General features: G+C 30.1%; 12 protein-coding genes and 1 riboswitch. Of the genes, 3 read left to right on the plus strand and 9 right to left on the minus strand.

The features are described 5' to 3' along the window. Positions 1 to 55 precede the first annotated feature (55 nt). Positions 56 to 826, plus strand: a complete 771-nt coding sequence (locus ACWJKP_RS17000; protein WP_165413004.1) for a polysaccharide deacetylase family protein — start codon at positions 56 to 58, stop codon at positions 824 to 826. A 52-nt stretch (positions 827 to 878) separates the two neighbouring features. Here the strand turns inward: ACWJKP_RS17000 and iadA are convergent, their stop codons facing one another. The 6 genes from iadA to ACWJKP_RS17030 form a co-directional block, all read right to left on the minus strand. Continuing rightward, positions 879 to 2,054: a beta-aspartyl-peptidase gene (gene iadA, locus ACWJKP_RS17005; RefSeq protein WP_165413005.1), complete on the minus strand. Its 1,176-nt coding sequence runs from the start codon at positions 2,052 to 2,054 to the stop codon at positions 879 to 881. A gap of 27 nt (positions 2,055 to 2,081) precedes the next feature. Beyond that, on the minus strand, positions 2,082 to 3,752 hold the full coding sequence (gene yfcC, locus ACWJKP_RS17010; protein WP_202881867.1) for a putative basic amino acid antiporter YfcC: 1,671 nt from the start codon (positions 3,750 to 3,752) through the stop codon (positions 2,082 to 2,084). Positions 3,753 to 3,971: 219 nt separating this feature from the next. Next, positions 3,972 to 4,445 carry an AAA-type ATPase lid domain-containing protein gene (locus ACWJKP_RS17015; RefSeq protein ID WP_462961323.1) on the minus strand — a complete coding sequence of 158 codons (474 nt, stop codon included), beginning with the start codon at positions 4,443 to 4,445 and terminating at the stop codon, positions 3,972 to 3,974. Positions 4,446 to 4,470: 25 nt separating this feature from the next. Next, complete coding sequence (locus ACWJKP_RS17020; protein ID WP_462961324.1) at positions 4,471 to 6,000, minus strand: sigma 54-interacting transcriptional regulator; 1,530 nt, start codon at positions 5,998 to 6,000, stop codon at positions 4,471 to 4,473. A gap of 174 nt (positions 6,001 to 6,174) precedes the next feature. After that, a complete protein-coding gene (locus tag ACWJKP_RS17025; RefSeq protein WP_165413007.1) occupies positions 6,175 to 6,909 on the minus strand; it encodes a polysaccharide deacetylase family protein in 735 nt (244 codons plus the stop codon). 227 nt (positions 6,910 to 7,136) lie between these two features. Then, a complete protein-coding gene (locus ACWJKP_RS17030; RefSeq protein ID WP_165413008.1) occupies positions 7,137 to 8,492 on the minus strand; it encodes an MATE family efflux transporter in 1,356 nt (451 codons plus the stop codon). 187 nt (positions 8,493 to 8,679) lie between these two features. On the opposite strand from ACWJKP_RS17030, the gene ACWJKP_RS17035 reads away from it, so the two are divergent. Continuing rightward, positions 8,680 to 9,900, plus strand: coding sequence for an amidase domain-containing protein (locus tag ACWJKP_RS17035; protein ID WP_165413009.1), 1,221 nt, complete (start codon positions 8,680 to 8,682; stop codon positions 9,898 to 9,900). Positions 9,901 to 10,026: 126 nt separating this feature from the next. Here ACWJKP_RS17035 and ACWJKP_RS17040 read toward each other — a convergent pair whose 3' ends face one another. The 3 genes from ACWJKP_RS17040 to ACWJKP_RS17050 all read right to left on the minus strand — a co-directional run bounded on the left by ACWJKP_RS17040 (position 10,027) and on the right by ACWJKP_RS17050 (position 13,978). After that, positions 10,027 to 10,614 (minus strand): phosphatase PAP2 family protein, encoded by a 588-nt coding sequence (locus ACWJKP_RS17040; protein WP_165413010.1) that lies wholly within the window; start codon positions 10,612 to 10,614, stop codon positions 10,027 to 10,029. 305 nt (positions 10,615 to 10,919) lie between these two features. Then, a complete protein-coding gene (locus ACWJKP_RS17045) occupies positions 10,920 to 12,236 on the minus strand; it encodes an ABC transporter ATP-binding protein (RefSeq protein WP_165413011.1) in 1,317 nt (438 codons plus the stop codon). A gap of 23 nt (positions 12,237 to 12,259) precedes the next feature. Continuing rightward, positions 12,260 to 13,978: an ABC transporter permease gene (locus ACWJKP_RS17050; RefSeq protein ID WP_165413012.1), complete on the minus strand. Its 1,719-nt coding sequence runs from the start codon at positions 13,976 to 13,978 to the stop codon at positions 12,260 to 12,262. Between the two features lie 427 nt (positions 13,979 to 14,405). Further along, positions 14,406 to 14,595: riboswitch (M-box (ykoK) riboswitch) on the minus strand. Between the two features lie 510 nt (positions 14,596 to 15,105). Between ACWJKP_RS17050 and ACWJKP_RS17055 the strand changes: the two genes are divergently transcribed. Further along, positions 15,106 to 17,634: a cation-translocating P-type ATPase gene (locus ACWJKP_RS17055; protein ID WP_462961325.1), complete on the plus strand. Its 2,529-nt coding sequence runs from the start codon at positions 15,106 to 15,108 to the stop codon at positions 17,632 to 17,634. The last annotated feature ends 75 nt before the right edge of the window (positions 17,635 to 17,709 follow it).

Genomic DNA, 17,709 nt, shown 5'->3' on the forward strand with positions numbered 1-17,709 from the left:
ATTATACAATGCAAATTGCAAGTTTGCAATGTTTATTAGGAGGTTGTGTTAATTTATGAAGTATTTTTTAGATAAGTATATTAAATATCCAAATTTCGATTTTATTTTAACTATAGATTGTGAAGGATACAATTTCGATAAAAATTTAAAAAACAATGTAATGAATTTAGAGAGGCTCTTAAAATTAAATTCCGAGAACAATATATATACACTTTTATTCATAACTCCGTTTTTTGCCGAAATGATGAATGAGCTAGATCTAATAGAAAAGATAAAAAATAATTATAAAGTTATATTTGGCCTTCATATTCATCCAAATAATTTACCAGAACATATAGAAAAGCTTTGTCCATTTATAAAAAGCGATGAAGATTTAATATCCTACTACCCTTATGATCAGCAAAAGATTATAATAAAGCATTGTTACGAATATATTTCAAAAATAGGAATTGAGCCTATTGAGGCTTTTCGTGGAGGATATTTTTCAATAGATGATAATACAGCAAAAATATTATCAGAGTTAACTAATATAAAATATGAATCTCACAATATTTACAGACCTCAGTATAAAGTAACAAAAAATATATTAACTTCTTTACCTGTCTACGCACAAAATGAGAATGAAGAGTTAAGACTCGAATACTTTAACATTGAAAAACTTTCAGAAATATTTGAAAAAGGAATCAAGGAAAATAAAACACTGTTTGGAGTAACTCATAGTTACTTATTAGATCCAAATGATTTTCATTATAAGCGTGATAACATAGAACCAAATATTCATGAAAGAATGAATATTTTAATAGATATTATAAATAAAAATAAATAAAAATAAACAAGCTATTAGTTGTAAAATATATATTTTACAACTAATAGCTTGTTTATTTTTCAAATATTCCCTTAACCAAAACCTTATTTTTATGAATCATTGTTATACCCTTCGCTACTACAGTATTGATATTTAAATCATCTTCATTAACTACAATAATATCTGCATCAAATCCAACCTTTAAGTATCCTTTTGTTTTCAGTTTTAAGTGTTCTGCAGGATTTGATGTTATTACACTAATTGCATTTTCTATACTAACATTTTCATTCATTATAGCATCTCTTACCTCTTTATATAGCGAATCACATCTCCCAATCTTAAGACCAATACATTCTCCTTTATCATCGAAGTCTGGAAGGCTTCCTTGTCCATCTGAAGTAAATGTTATATTCTTAATATTAACACATCCCTCAAGCATAATTCTAAGACCAGTGCTGCATTTCAGTTCTCCTTCTTCTAGAAATTTTTTTGTAGTACTTGTCGTTAAATCAACATACCCACCATTTTTTGCATATTCTAAACCTTTTTTAAATAAGGATGGATTCCTATTTATATGTGTTGGAATAATTTGAGTTAGCGGTATATCCGTTTCTTCAGCTAACCTATCCAGATAATTAAGTTCATTCTTACCATCACCCATATGAACATTTATGACTCCTGCCTTTCCAGATAACATCCCAGCTACCCTTGCATCTCCTGCTAATTGTGAGAACTGTTCAAATGTTGGATTGCTTGATCGATGGTCTGACAGGGCTACTTCTCCAACACCAATAATTTTATCAATTAAAATAATATCTTCTTGCACATTTCCGGTTATAGATTTAATCGGTATCTTATACGATCCTGTATATATGAATGTTGATACTCCTTCTTCTTCAAGGGCTCTTGCCTTTGCAAGTAAAGACTTCACATCTCTTGATATACCATCAGTTCCTAAACACCCAATTACTGTAGTTACCCCTGCAGTTGTTAAATCAGATAAATTTATTTCTGGAGTTCGAGTTTTAAATCCACCCTCTCCTCCTCCTCCTAAAATATGGACATGCGAATCAATGAATCCTGGGAATACCACTTTCCCATATGCTTCTATGACTTTAATTTCTAACCCACTATTTTCTATATTAATACTATCCTCTATAAGCTCTATTTTATCACCACATATTAAAATATCTTTCTTTCCCATATACTGTGGCGAGTATACTTTTCCTCCCTTAATTAACGTTAACATGCTAATTCTCCTTTCATTTTAAGTATTTTAGTATCCTATTGCTACAGCTGTAAACATTACAATTGAAGATATAACAAATAATACACCTTGAAATTTCATTTGGAATTTTGCCCATTTACCCCAGTCTAATTTTGCAACACCTAATACCGCCATTAAACATCCTGAAGTTGGAACAATTAGATTTGAAAAGCCATCACCTAATTGGAAAGCCAATACTGCAACTTGTTTGCTTACACCTACCATATCTGCAAGTGGTGCCATGAGTGGCATTGTTATAGCCGCTTGACCTGATCCAGAAACAACAAAGAAGTTAAATATCGCTTGGAATATATACATAAACCATGCATTTAATCCTGAAGAAAGCCCCCCAAGTGTAATAGCCATACCATTAAGCATAGTATTTAGAACAGAGTTAGTTACAGGAGACGAATCTCCAAGTACTAAAATAATACCCTGTGCCATACCTACTACTAATGCAGCCCCAACTAAGTCTTTTGCTCCTTCTTTGAATGAAATTGAAATATCGTTTACACTCATATTGTTAAGCTTAAATATTACAGCAATAATACCTGAAACAAGTCCTATGGTAAAAAATACTGTTGCAATTTCCGGAATATAGTATCCGTATTTAGTAACCCCATATACAACCCATACCATTCCGAGTACTATGGTAACAAGCACTAACTTATGTCCAAATGTAAAATCAATATCCTTAAGATCTTTTTTTTTGAAATCCTTTCTATAAAAGCCGTCTGATTCATATGCAACTGATAATAATGGATTTTTTCTGATCTTTTTAGCATAAAACCAGGTATATGCGATTCCTAATGTAGTGAAGAATACCCATAAAACTATCCTAAATCCTGCACCAGACAAAATAGGTATACCTGCGATGCCTTGTGCAATGGCCACATTAAATGGATTCATCCATGATGTACCAAACCCTATTTGGGTTGCACCATAAGTAATCATAATACCAACTATTGCATCATATCCCATAGCTATTACTAATGGAATAATAATCATAGCAAATGGAATTGCTTCCTCCGACATACCAAATACAGCACCTCCCAATGAAAACAACAAGAAGATCAATGGTATAAGTATAACCTCTTTCCCTTTGGTTTTACTTATCATTGAAAGAATACCTTCCTCAACAGCGCCAGTTTTTAATATAATTCCAAATGCACCACCGACTACTAAAATAAATGCTATAACACCTACCGCACTTCCCCACTTGTCTCCTTTTACAAGACCCTCAAATATATAATTAAGGAAGCCCACCTCCCCACCACTTGCAAATAGTTTAACTCCTTTTCTTTCTCCCGTTGAAAAAAATTCACCAAATTCCTGTACTATCTTAAAAGATACCTTATCATCTTTTTTTACTTCTAAAGCCTTAGCCTTGCCCTTATTTATTTCACCTACTGGTTCATCTTTACCTTCTTCAATTAATAAAGTTTTTTCACCTGAAGCGTCAATAATATACTTTTGGTTATGTACCTGAAAAGAAGCTTTTTGCCCATCTGCAACTTCAACAATTTTTTTGCCATTATCATCATAAGCTTTATAATTAATCTCAAATCTGCCTACAGGCATGACATAAGTTAATAGTGCCGCTAATAAAACAACAAAGAATACGATTACATAAGTGTCCGGCATTTTAAAATCACAGTTTTTCTTTTTATTTTGCACCATTATGATTCCCCCTTTAATTCATATGTTTTATATAGTAGCAATTTATATGCCAATTTATATTTTTGTTAAATTGAGTTAATTGCCTATATAAGTTAGTCATAGTCTCAATTATTTTTACATACTAAAAATGAATGGTGACCACATAGCATCCAATTATGCTTAATGGTCACCATTCATTATAATGTATCTTTAAATTAACATATTAAATTTTATTTTATTTTATTTTTGTAATACTACTTTTTCACCTAACTCTGTAAGGCACGTACCTTTTTTTCCTTTACCTTTTACTATTAAGCCCTTTCTTTCTAACCTTTCTAATCTAGTTCTAACCATTGATTCGCTCATATTAAAGTTATTTTTTTTACTTTCTTCTGAAATAATCTTTCTTCCTACAATTATTCTTTCATTACTCAATTTATGTACCTGCATTAGTATATACTTAAGTTCCCTATCTAAATAATCAATAGTTAAACATGAACTTCCATTAATTTTAGTATCATAATTTTGAAAGAAACTTATATCTGGCAGTTCATTTAATGTTATAGTATCACTATCTCTTATAGCAAGCATATAGTTTATTGTATTTCTAAGTTCGCGTACATTCCCATACCAATCATATCTTTTTAATATTTCAATTACATCACTATCAATTTTAATCTCTTGTCTACTTTCCATATTTAGGAAACATTTCATTAGCGGCTCTATATCCTCTTTACGATCACGTAGGGGGGGGGATTTTAAGGTATCCTATTTTTAATCTGTAATATAAATCCTTTCTAAATTGGCCTTCTTCTATCATTTTAAACAAATTTCTATTGGTGGCTACTATTATATTAACGTCTACAGGTATTATGCCATTACCGCCTATCCTCATAACTTCTTTCTCTTGAAGCACTCTAAGTAATCTTATTTGAACTTTTAATGAAATATCTCCTATCTCATCCAAAAAAATAGTCCCTCCATTTGCTTGCTCAAATAAACCGGGTTTTCCACCCTTTTTTGCACCTGTAAATGCTCCATCTTCATACCCAAATAATTCACTTTCAATAAGCTCATCAGGTAATGAGCTACAATTTACGGCGAGAAACGGTTCTTTGCTACGTCTTGAGCTTTTATGTAGAGCACTAGCAAAAAGTTCTTTTCCCGTACCATTCTCTCCTTCAATTAATATAGTTAAATCTGTTTTTGCTAATTTTCTTGCTATGTTTTTTGTTTTTTGCATATTTGAATTATCACTTATAATATCATCAAAGGAATATTTAGCAACCAATCCTTTTGTTATAAGATTTTTTTCCTTGTTATCATTTGTTGTATCATAGTACTTCTTAAATACTGCTACTGTATAATCATTATCTTCAATTTGAAATTTATTAACCGATAAATCTATCCCCTCTAAATTAAACCCTTTTTCACCAAACTCTGTATTATCCATAAGGTATTCTAAAAGTTTTTTATTATACACCACATTTTTGAGTCTTTTACCTACTAATTTATTATTACTTATTTTTAAACTGCATTTTAGGTCTTCATTTAATACATTTATTATTCCATTTTTATCATATACAATTAACCCTTGCTGAAGTCCATCAATAACATAATTAAGATGTGAATTCATCTTGATTATTTTATTATTATATTTACCTAATTTTTCTGCAATATTAATTATTTTGAAAAGATAATTTTGAGAAAATACAAATGATTTTTTTTCTAATAGATCTAGCTTAACTAAAATTTTTATTATTGTAGTAGGATCCATTATTCTTGGTCCTATATCATAATTTTTTTCTATAAAACGAGGAATTTTATCTGTCTCCCCTGGAGTTATAGCGATTTTTATTCTTTTATTAATTTCTAAGATTCCTGGATAATATGGTACGCATTTAATGTGGTCAATACCCAATTCCTTAAATATTTCTATCATTTCATATGTACTTTCTTTTAAATCATTCACAAAGAGCACTTCAGTATTTTCCGGTATTAAGAATATTTCATCAATATGGTCATAATTTATAGTTCTCTTTGCAATAATGATATCACATTTAGTATTTAACAAATTCTTTTCAATTAACTCCTGCTTAACAATTTCGCCTGAAAGAATTACCAAATCATTTTCTATTATGTCATGAATTTTGTTATTTTCTATGGCATAGCTTTTTACATATTTGATATCTATGTATTCTTCAAGTTGCTTTAACAAAGCTATTTTTGTAGATTCAGAACCTGCGACTAAACTTATACCTCTAATCATATGTATTCCCCCAATATGTATTAAATAATATATATTATATTATACACTACTTTATAAACAATCTAGTATTCCATAATATAAAGCTTAAATATCAATTAAAAAAAATCGAAATTTAAGCTTATATTACAGTTATTTTGTTGTTTGAAAATATTATTCAACTAATTTATTTGCATATTATTTTTTAATAGGAAAATAATTTTCAGGAGTTTCATCATTAATAACTTTAAATTCGTATCCATTATCTTTATAGAATTTTATTACCCTAGGTAGTGCCTTACATGTGTTTTTATGCATATAATCACAATGCATAAGCAATATTATAGGATGCTTCGTAACGGTATTTTTTGTAGCTTCTGTATACAACTTATCAGCGGGAAATTTAGCGTTGATTCCATCAGACATAGTAGCATTCCAATCATATACTTTAAAATTATAGCTATGAAGTTGCTCTAAAAAAGCCTTAGTTAAATGTTTACTACTACCAGACGGAAATCTTATTATTGTTGGATTAGTTCCTATAAGTGAATTAATTTCTTTCTGAGTTTGTAACATTTCAGAAATAAACCCCTTTCTACTGGGGTATATATTCTTATATTCATGCGTATAAGAATGCAGCCCTATATTATGCCCTTCATTATATATTCTCTTTACTACAGCTTCTTGACCTTTAATTTGATTTCCTATAAGAAAAAAAGTAGCCTTTACATTATTCTCTTTAAGTATATCCAAAACTTTATCTGTCATAACACTAGGTCCATCATCAAAGGTTAAATATATAACTTTTTCATCTTTTTTATTTGCTATAGAATAACCTGATGCTCTTTGGCTACCTAATAAACAAGAATTAACAGATAAATAAAATACCCCAAGGGATATAATTATAAATCTAATTAAATATTTCTTTTTCACAATTTCTCCTCCTTAAATTTAATAAAACATATTTTGTTCATTAAATTTATTTTACCCTAAGTAATCTATATAATAAGTGGAATTTACTGTATTGTCCTAAAAATAATTGTATTATCTTTGCTTATTGTATACATAATATATAATAAATTAGGTATACTAATTACTATAATTTAAATTCCATATGTATAGCAATCATAATATATGTTTTATATTATCCTTGTAATTATCTACAGCCTTATTGACTTTTTCGACAATTTATTAAATTTGTATTTAAAGAGGCAAAACATGAGCAATGCATCAATTCCCCATTGCACCGCTGTAATCCACCATACCGCTGTAATCGGGTATTTTAAAATATAAATAAAATAATATGTTAATGGTAATCTTATAATCCAACTTGTAAAACAACAAATAAAAAACGGACTTTTAACGTCTCCTAACCCCTTTAATGCACCAGCGAAGACTACCGATATACCTATAAACGGTTGCTCTACTGCTCCGATGGCAAGACATTTCCCTGCTAAATAAGCAACCCTCTTTTCATTTTCATTTACAAAAAACTTTACCAGAATGTTGGACATAAATAAGAATATTATTGCAAATATGCCCATCATAAATACAGCATAAAAAACACAATTATACGCAGTTATTTTTGCTTTTTTATAATCTTTTTTCCCTATATTAAGCCCTACTAAAGTAATAACTGCGATTCCAAATCCAGTACTAGGCATAACTGAAATTCCTTCTATCATATTAGCTATTTCATCCGCTGCATAGGAAACGCTTCCTGAATGAATTATAATGGCAACACATATCAATTTGCTAATGCTAAAAACTGTTTCTTCCAATGAACAAGGAATGGCGAGTGCTAATATTTTTTTGACATCTTTAAAAGTAATACTGAAAATAAAAAAGGGTTTAAACTTAATTTTAGCCTTAAAAACAGTATAGTAAAATGAAAAAATAAAACCACCTAAATAAGCAATTATAGAAGCTATAGCCAATCCTTCTATCCCCCTTGCTTTAAATGCGATACCAAAAATTAATAAGTAATTAAAAATCATTTTAAAAGAAATTACAATTAAGGAACATATGAATGGTATAAAAGTGTTTCCATATCCTATTAAAATAGAATTTAAAAGCCTCATATTCATACAAAAAAACATAGCTATAGAGTTAATTTTTATAAATGAATATCCTATTTCTAAAATTCTATTTCTAGCTCCAAGTATATAAAGAAGCTCTTTTCCAAAATTAAAAATAAAAATTGTAATAATTAAACAAAATATAACACCTAAAATTAATCCTATTGCTGCGAATTTTTCAGCGGTTTTATACTGCTTTGCACCTACCAGTCTAGAAACTAGTGAAACAATACTTATACAAAAACCTCCTAAAACAAATATTCCTATGAATGCATTTGTTAAATTATTACTTAATCCCACAGCACTTACTGCTACATTCCCGCCATATTTGCCAATCATCATCAAATCAAAAATGGACATTAATGTATATACTGTTATCTCCGCAACTACAGGTAAAGAAATATTAAGGACTTCATTTGTTGTATCCCTATATGCCATACATAATCTACCTCACAAAAATTAATTGCCATTATAAAGTATATTAGCTAACTCTGTTTTGATGAATAATTCTTCAACATTTAACAATAATTTATTTTTAAATTTTGCAAGAAATCTTAATAATGTGGAATACTAAATTAGTACTTATTTTATTATTGCTTTAAATAGATTGGAGGTGTATCAATTCATGAGAAAAAGCATTAACCGAATTCGTATTTCTATTATCATTTTTCCTTTTATTTTATTGTTGTGTTTATTTTGCTATAAACCAGATACTTTTTATATCAATAAAGATACTGCTATTCCTACAATATCTTTAGTAGATTCTGATAAAACTGAAGTTACAAAAGCACTCGAAGATATTTATAAAGAACGTTGCTCCATGTTTATTACTAAAGATCTTACTAATCTCCCTAATTATTTTGATACCTCTCAAAAACTTGGGAAATGGAGTTTAGAACATGAAGTAAAAAGATTAAGTTATTTTAATGATTGGTCAAGTCAAAGAGATATGAATTTTATAAAAGTTGAATCTACCCCCAAAGTTAGAAAAATAACTAGTACCAAAAGAGGCATTCGCTTATTAGTGGATGAATATTACAAATTTCAGTATTCTTATAAAAATGATATAGCACCCACTACAAATGTTTTTGGAGTAGGATTAACACACTCTATTGAATTAATCAAAAAAGAAGGGAAATGGGTAGTTTATTCCGATTGGTATTTAGATTGCTTTGAAGATGCATTAAAATCTTATTTAGGTGAAATAAAAGACGTCAAACTTAATGCTAATAAACAGCCTATTTATAAGCTGGAAAATTGCCCTAAAATATCATCTGAATTAAAAGTTATTACCAAAGGTCATTATGACAAAATAAATGCTGTTAAATACGCAGATAAATATTGTGGAATACCATGGGCAAGTGGAAATTCAACAAAATATAATAAAAGGTACACAAACTATACCGGTATCGGTGGAAATTGTACAAATTACGTATCTCAATCAATGGGAGATAAAGAGGGTGGTGGCCTAAAATTTGATGGCACTTGGAACTGTACTTACAAAAAATATGACGGAGCTGACGGAAGCTCGGCATGGGTTAATGCTGATGCCTTTAAAAATTATTTACTTTATAGTGGCAGAGGAAAACTACTAGGAAAAGGGACATTTAAGGAATTAATTTCTCCCATTCCTGGTTATCCATGTGGTGCAGTACAAAAATTGGATATAGGCGATCTTATATGTTATGCCAAAGGTAGCGATATAGATCATTTTGCTATGGTTACCGGTTTTGATTCTCATGGTTATCCTCTTGTTAATACTCACACTATTGATAGATATCATGTACCTTGGGATTTAGGTTGGGGCGATAAAAATATTAATTTCTACTTAATACATGTCAAATAGTTTTAAACTCATATTCATTATTTTTATAAAAATCACACCCCATTTAACGGACACAACTAAAGAAAGTTGTAAATCCATTTGATGGGGTGTTTTTATATTTATCTAATTGATACTAATTAAAAAATATTAAATTTCATTATATGATGACTTAGTCCCTAATATTGTTGTTATTTTCTTTTCAGCCACTTCATATAACTTTTCAACTTTGCTCCTTAATTTCAAGTTATAAATATAACTTGTTACAAAAACAATTACATATGCTCCTATAGTATCCATAGGATAGTGATGCCCAACATATACTCTTGAAAAGCCCATAATAATTGATAATATTATTAATATTATACTAACCAACTTGTTATATTTTTCAATTCCTAATGCTATGCTCATTGTTCCTATAACATGATCACTTGGAAATGATGCATTTTTTGCATGAGGTAATAATAAATTCACCTTATTATGCACAAATGGTCTGTCTACATAGTATATACCTCCAATGATAAAAGCTAGTATTAAATTAATTACTGTAATAATAGAAGTATTAACAGCAACTTTTCTATAGTCAGAATTATTTTTTATAATTCCTATAACAAATACCATTGCAATAACTGCCATAAATATATACGGTACATATTTTGCAAAGAAAATCATAATCCAATCTAATGTTATATTCTTACTTGCCAAATTATTTATTAATCTAAAAAATATCATATTCATTTTCGACTACTCCTTCTATAATATATTCTTGTAAAAATAGCTATATTTTTCATATACCCTTCCTGTAATATTGTAATTTATACAGTTAAATATCCATGTTTTTTCCCCTTTCGTTATATGGCGCTTTTATAACTTTTACCATATTTCATATTGTATATTTGTAAGATTAAAAATAGATTAAAAAACTCTTAGATTTAGCTTAAGAATTATGATAGTCTATAATAAAAAAACACCTACACAACAGATAAATCTGAAATCTAGATGTTTATTATAACAGTTATTTTTGTTCTAGTGTAAATTTAATACTAATTGATATAACCGTTATTATCCTCATTTTCTAAAAATAATTCTTCAGAGTCATGATCGTAATTAAATACCTCTGCATACCTACCCCAATCAATTATTGAACCCATTGTATTTTCTACTTCATAAGTTGAAAAATGCTGCATAAATAGTTCCTTAAAAAATTCTTCTTTCATAGTCTTATTTCTCTTACTATTTAACACATTTTCAATAACTCTAAACGTTGAAATATTTTTAATCTGATTTTTAAATATAGTTTTGCTATCTTCTATATCAGCTTCAACGAATTCTTTTCCAAGCGTTGTAATAATTATATCTCCCTCTTTTATTTCAGCGAAATTAAGCATACATGTACCTTCAATATTTGGAAGTAAATCATCACTTTCCATCATTAAATCACGTCCAAGCTGATAGATATCCATTTTGCCATCATTATCGTCAATGAGTTCAAGAAGACCTGACATAACCCCTATAGGAGCTTTTGGTATTAGAACAGGTTTTTCTTTATTTTCATTTATAGCTTCAGTTACTTCTTTGTCTTCAATCTTTTCTTCTAATTTCCCACTGGTCAAAATTTTATAGATGTTATCTACAATACTTTCAAATTCAGGAGACTTCCTATTTCTTGGGTGAGGTAGGTCTACCTTTAATTCTGCAATTACCCTTGCAGGATTTTTGCTTAATATTATTATTTTATTAGCCATAAGTACTGCTTCTTCAATATTGTGAGTTATCATTATCACACTTTTCATTGGCATTCTTTTATCTGTCCATAAATCTATAAGTTCAGTTCTTAAATTTTCAGCCGTTAAAAAATCTAGTGCAGAAAAAGGTTCGTCCAAACACAGAAGTTTAGGCTCAACGGCAAGTGCCCTAGCAAATCCAACTCTTTGTCTCATACCACCTGATAGTTCTTTAGGATAAGCCTCTTCAAATCCATCTAGCCCTATAAGATTTATTAAATCTTCTGCTTTCTCTGTTGTATATTCTTTAGGAAATCCTTTAGCTTTAAGCCCAAGTTCTACATTTTCAAGTACAGTTAGCCATGGATATAAAGCAAAGGTTTGAAATACTATAGATGCATAGGGATTAACGCCGTTAACTCTTTTACCATCAAATAAAACTTCACCTTTTTCAGGCTGAATTAGACCTGTTACTATTCTCAATATAGTTGATTTACCAGATCCAGATGGTCCGAGTATCCCAACAAAATCTCCTTCATTAATATCTATATTTATATTTTCAATTGTAGGCTTATCTGAACCTCCATAATATTTAGTTATTCCACTTACTTTAATAAACTCTTTTACCTTTGCCATTACTAACACCTCTTTCTATCTTACTATAGTTCTATTTTATACTTCACTTCTGCTAAATTATACAATGGTTTCCAAATTAACTTATTGAATGTAACTACCACTATACACATAACGATTGTACTAAGAATAAGCATTGGAAAATCCCCACTATTACTTGCATCTGATATTAATGCTCCAATTCCTATAGTGCTAAATGTCTCTTTCCCAAAATTCACATATTCAGATACTATAGTGGCATTCCAACACCCACCTGTAGCTGTAATCATTCCAGTTATGAGATAGGGAAATATTGCTGGTAGTATTAGTATCTTCCACTTTTTAAAGCCTTTAAGTCCAAAAGTCTTACTAGCTGCTACCAAATCCTCTGGTATTGCCATTGCTCCTGCAATTACATTAAACAATATATACCATTGCGTTCCCATTAACATCAGAAAGACTGATGCTATACTTAATCCTCCAACAGCACTCATAAATAATCCCAATACTACAGGAAATAGTGCAGTAGCTGGAACCGATGCTATAACTTGGATAATTGGTTGAAATATATTTGCTAGCTTTTTATTCATTCCTATAGCAACTCCAACTGGTACTGTCCATAAAAGTGCTATAGCTTGTGCAGCAAGTACTCTTACTAATGAAGCTCCTACAGCTGGAATAAACTTGCTTAATTCATTAAGAGAAACCGTAGATACAAGTTTTAACGCGTTAAATAACGAATAACAAAGTAAAATAATTATTATAATTCGTACTATTATGCTTATAAACTTCCCTAAAATACTAACCCTCGAATATTTGCTACTACTAAATCTGCCTATTAAATTATCAATAATATTATTAGCAAAAAATTTAATTTTACTAAATACCTTTTCTGATAGAAATTCAATAATCACTGAACGTCTTATCATTGTAAGAATGAAGGAGTGGGATTTTTCATCATTTCCAGTAAGCTCTACTTTGAATTTATCAGCCCATACAATTACAGGTTTCCAAACCAATTCGTTTAGCAGTACAATCACTAGTACTAATGTAATTATTCCCCACAAGAGTGCTTTTTCATCTCCCTCATTAGCTGCTGTTTGAAGATAAGATCCTAAACCCTCAAGTCTAAAATTTCTATCCTTTATGGTAAACATTTCACACGCCATTAGGAAGAACCAACCACCAGCCCAAGACATCATGCTATTCCAAACAAGACCTATAGCTGAAAATGGAAGTTCCATGGTTTTAAATTGTTGCCATTTACTTAATTGAAAAACTTCAGTTGCTTCTTTTAAATCTCTTGGAATATTCTTAATTGAATGATAAAAGCTAAAGGTCATATTCCATGCCTGCCCGGTAAAAATCAAAATAATTGAAGCAATTTCAATTCCTATGTTATTATTAGGGAATACTGCAACTAATCCCAAAACAACAGCTGGCAAGAATGAAAGTACAGGAATTGATTGCAAAATATCGAGTATAGGTACCAGAATCTTCTCTGCCTTTTCATTATGGGCAGCCATATATCCGTATATAAATGTAAATATTAATGATAAAATATATGCTGCCGTCATTCTTCCAACTGACTTAAGAGCATAAATTGGAAGCTTTGATAGACTTGTTGAAATCACTACACTTTGACCAGTTGAAGTGTGGTTAATACTTGGTGACACCAAAATATACAATAATGCTATTATTGATGCAAATATTATAATGTCAAATAGTCCAAATTTTCTTTTAATAAAACTTACTGTATGTTTCATTTTAAAACCTCCTATGATTTGTATTATGAATTAAAATTAACACATCTCATAGTAATCTAAATAAACTTAATTAGTTAAATCATCGTCTTCGATGCTGCAACCTTATATTTCTACCATAACTAATACATATTTAATAAAACATACCTATCAAATAGCGATTGGCTATGGTAATGATATAAAATTCATTAAATTTGTTTATTAAATTACTATCCGCAGGGCCATCATCCATATCAATCACCTCCTTAAATCATCTTCTGCGAAGCTGCAATATCAATGACTTCAGAAGGATATTTAGACTCCCACTGAAGTTTTTTCTTTGTTATAGTATGCAACTTCCACTTATAGACGTGGGAGACTTTCCTTCTAAAATATCATAAAATAAAAAATCTCTCCACAACAAGTGAAGAGATTCAATACGAATCAAATAATACCTTCTCCACTCGTTGAGTTTTAGCACTGTAAAGCGTAGAACATAATCATTCATATTATCTATGAATGTTGTCAGCTACATTAAGTAAAACCTTAATCCGGTAGTACCTGCTGACCCATTGGCGTCTCTCGACATTTCTGGGCAGTAGCATATTTCTATACAGTAACCTCACCTAACAAGAATATAAAATTGTTATTCTCAATTAGTTTTAGTCTATATTTTTATAATATGCGTAAAACTAAAGTATGTCAATGATATTTTCAATAGTTTTTAATTGTTGTTATCAATTAGAAACCATTATTAATATCCCACACAGATACTTTATATCTTTAATTTAATAAAATAAACCACAGTATTATTTTATCCAGTTTTTTTAATATCATTCACTACAGTTTCGTCTTATTAATCAAAATTTTCACCTTACTACTACTGTAGATATATTATGAAGCTCTGTAGTTATAGCATATCAAAAAAACAGCATCATAAAAATAGGTATCGTTTCTCCTATCCACTTGTTTATTAACAATTAACATATATTAATGCATATTATTCACAATTAATTCTCATTAATATCTGCATATAATTATCAATTGATAATATATATTTATATTATTTTTTTTGAAACCTTTAACATTTCTACGTTCATAACATATAGTAGTTAGTATATGTATTATTAATTGATAATGAGGTGTAATAAGTGAAAGATAATTCATTAAAAGGTTTGAGTAAGATCGAGGTAAAAACTCTTAGAGAAAAATATGGTTTTAATGAGCTTGCGAAAGTTAAAAAGTCTAATCCCATAATAAAATTTTTAAGTGTATTCAAAGAGCCTATGTTTTTATTATTAGCAGGGGCCTCAACCTTATATTTTATTTTAGGTGAACCAAGAGAAGGTAGTATAATGCTTATTTTTGTTATTTTTGTTGCTACTATAACCTTCGTTCAGGAATGGAAAACCGAAAAAACTATGGATGCTTTAAAAGATTTGACGGCACCCCATGTTATAGCCCTTAGGGATGAAAAAAAACAAGTAATTAAAAGTTGCGAACTTGTGCCTTCTGATATAATTTTTTTATCAGAAGGAGATCGTATTCCAGCAGATTGTGAAGTAATCGAAGAATCAAATTTCTCAGTGGATGAATCTTCCCTTACTGGAGAAAGCGAACCTGTATATAAGCTACCCACCGGAGCTATAGATTCCTCTAAGGAATACTGGAAACAGGATTATTTATATGAAGGTACTTTGTCTAATTTCGGGAAATGCACTGCTAGAGTAAGGACAATAGGCTTTGAAACGGAATATGGAAAAATAGGAAAGGCTATAAATGAAACAAATCAGGAACCCTCTCCTCTTCAAAAGAAAGTATCTCATTTAGTAAAAACATTAGCTATTGCTGGCTTTATTTTATGCATTATAGTAATAAGTCTTTCCTATATGCATACTGGTGAATTTGTTGAGAGTATACTCGCGGGTATAACCTTGGCTATGGCCATTATTCCAGAAGAGTTCCCCGTAGTGCTTACAATATTCTTATCCCTAGGCGCATTTAGGTTAGCTAAAAAGAACACCTTAATTCGCAGTATACCTGCAGTGGAAACTTTAGGTTCCACCACCGTTCTTTGCGTAGATAAAACAGGAACAATCACACAAAATATTATGAGGGTAAAAACTATATATAACAACAAATTTATAGACCCAGATAAACTTCTGGATAAAGATTTAGCTAAGCTTTTAGTTTTAGCTTGCGAAAAAGATCCCTACGATCCTATGGAAAAAGCAATAGTTGCAGCTGGCACTGATAAAATAGACATAAATGAGCTTTACAATCTTGAGTTAGCTAAAACCCATGCTTTTGATCCTAAAACCAAAAGAATGGCGAACATTTACAAAGAAAATGATACCTATTATATAGCAGCTAAAGGTTCCCCAGAAACTATATTGCCACTATGTAATTTAAGTCCAAATGAAGAAGCCAAAATTTTAAATATTATCGATGATATGGCTATCAATGGGTTAAGAGTTATTGTACTGGCTGATTTAGTAACTTGTACCCTTAAAGATAATTTAGAAGAGTATAGATTATGTTTTAAGGGATTAATCGGACTTCAAGATCCACCGAAAGAAGGCGTACAGGATGCTATAAATATATGTAAAAAAGCTGGAGTAAGAGTAATGATGATAACTGGAGATTATTCTAAAACAGCTATAGCCATAGGACATGAGATCGGTCTTAATTTTAATAACTCTGCTATTACTGGAGATGAAATTGATGCTATGACCGACTATGAACTTTACGAGGCAGTGAAGCATTGTGATATTTTCTCAAGAGTAATTCCAGAACATAAAATGAAGATAGTTAAGGCACTTAAAAAGAACGGTGAAATTGTTGCAATGACTGGTGATGGCGTAAACGATGCCCCAGCTCTAAAAAATGCTAATATAGGTATTGCAATGGGCAAAAGAGGAACAGAGGTTGCGAAAGAAGCTGCCGATATGATTCTAATGGATGATAATTTTACAACTATAGTTCACTCCATAGAAGATGGAAGAAGGGTTTTTGATAACATTCGTAAAGCTATGGTATATATAATGATAATTCACATTCCTATTATGGCCTTAGCGTTATTTTCACCTGTTTTTAACTTACCACAAATATTACTACCTGTTCATATCGTTCTTTTAGAGTTAATTTTGGATCCAACCTGTTCTATAGTTTTTGAAGGTGAACCAGCAGAAGATTATATAATGGATCAGCCCCCACGCTCGCCAGATGAACCTCTACTAACGAGAGCATTAACAAAAAAAGTTTTATTACAGGGTACAACAATGTTTTTAGCAGCATTTTTACCTTTCCACTATATGGTTGACTCAGGTCTAAGTGCAGACTATGCAAGAACTTTTTCTTTAATGAGCCTGATAGTCGGAAATGTAATTTTAGTCTTAGTTAATAGATCCAACACTAAGTATCTATTTAGTATTTTTAAGGAAAAAGGTAGCAAAGCTAGACTTTACATTAATAGTTTAGCCTTAATGATGTTATTTTCAATAGTGTATATTCCAGCTGCTCATCCTATTTTTAAAACTGTAGCGCTGAATTTTAAAACCGCTATACTAGCTTGCATCCTTGGTGCTGCTTCTACTGGTTGGTGGGAAATTGTTAAGTTTTATAATAATCCAAAGAATAATAAAATTAAAAAATTTAAAAAAATGCCCTTTCCTAATTAGGATAACTACTGATAGTCTCCCAATTGCCTACAAAAAAAAAAACCCTATAGGTTTAATCCCATAGGGTTTATAGTA

The organism is Clostridium sp. CM037, assembly GCF_055081095.1.

Excerpts from the sequence above, each read along its gene's own strand:
- ACWJKP_RS17040 (WP_165413010.1), bottom strand. The coding sequence starts at position 10,614 with ATGAATATGATATTTTTTAGATTAATAAATAATTTGGCAAGTAAGAAT.
- ACWJKP_RS17020 (WP_462961324.1), bottom strand. The coding sequence starts at position 6,000 with ATGATTAGAGGTATAAGTTTAGTCGCAGGTTCTGAATCTACAAAAATA.
- ACWJKP_RS17015 (WP_462961323.1), bottom strand. The coding sequence starts at position 4,445 with ATGAAATGTTTCCTAAATATGGAAAGTAGACAAGAGATTAAAATTGAT.
- ACWJKP_RS17030 (WP_165413008.1), bottom strand. The coding sequence starts at position 8,492 with ATGGCATATAGGGATACAACAAATGAAGTCCTTAATATTTCTTTACCT.
- iadA (WP_165413005.1), bottom strand. The coding sequence starts at position 2,054 with ATGTTAACGTTAATTAAGGGAGGAAAAGTATACTCGCCACAGTATATG.
- ACWJKP_RS17050 (WP_165413012.1), bottom strand. The coding sequence starts at position 13,978 with ATGAAACATACAGTAAGTTTTATTAAAAGAAAATTTGGACTATTTGAC.
- ACWJKP_RS17035 (WP_165413009.1), top strand. The coding sequence starts at position 8,680 with ATGAGAAAAAGCATTAACCGAATTCGTATTTCTATTATCATTTTTCCT.
- ACWJKP_RS17000 (WP_165413004.1), top strand. The coding sequence starts at position 56 with ATGAAGTATTTTTTAGATAAGTATATTAAATATCCAAATTTCGATTTT.
- ACWJKP_RS17045 (WP_165413011.1), bottom strand. The coding sequence starts at position 12,236 with ATGGCAAAGGTAAAAGAGTTTATTAAAGTAAGTGGAATAACTAAATAT.
- yfcC (WP_202881867.1), bottom strand. The coding sequence starts at position 3,752 with ATGGTGCAAAATAAAAAGAAAAACTGTGATTTTAAAATGCCGGACACT.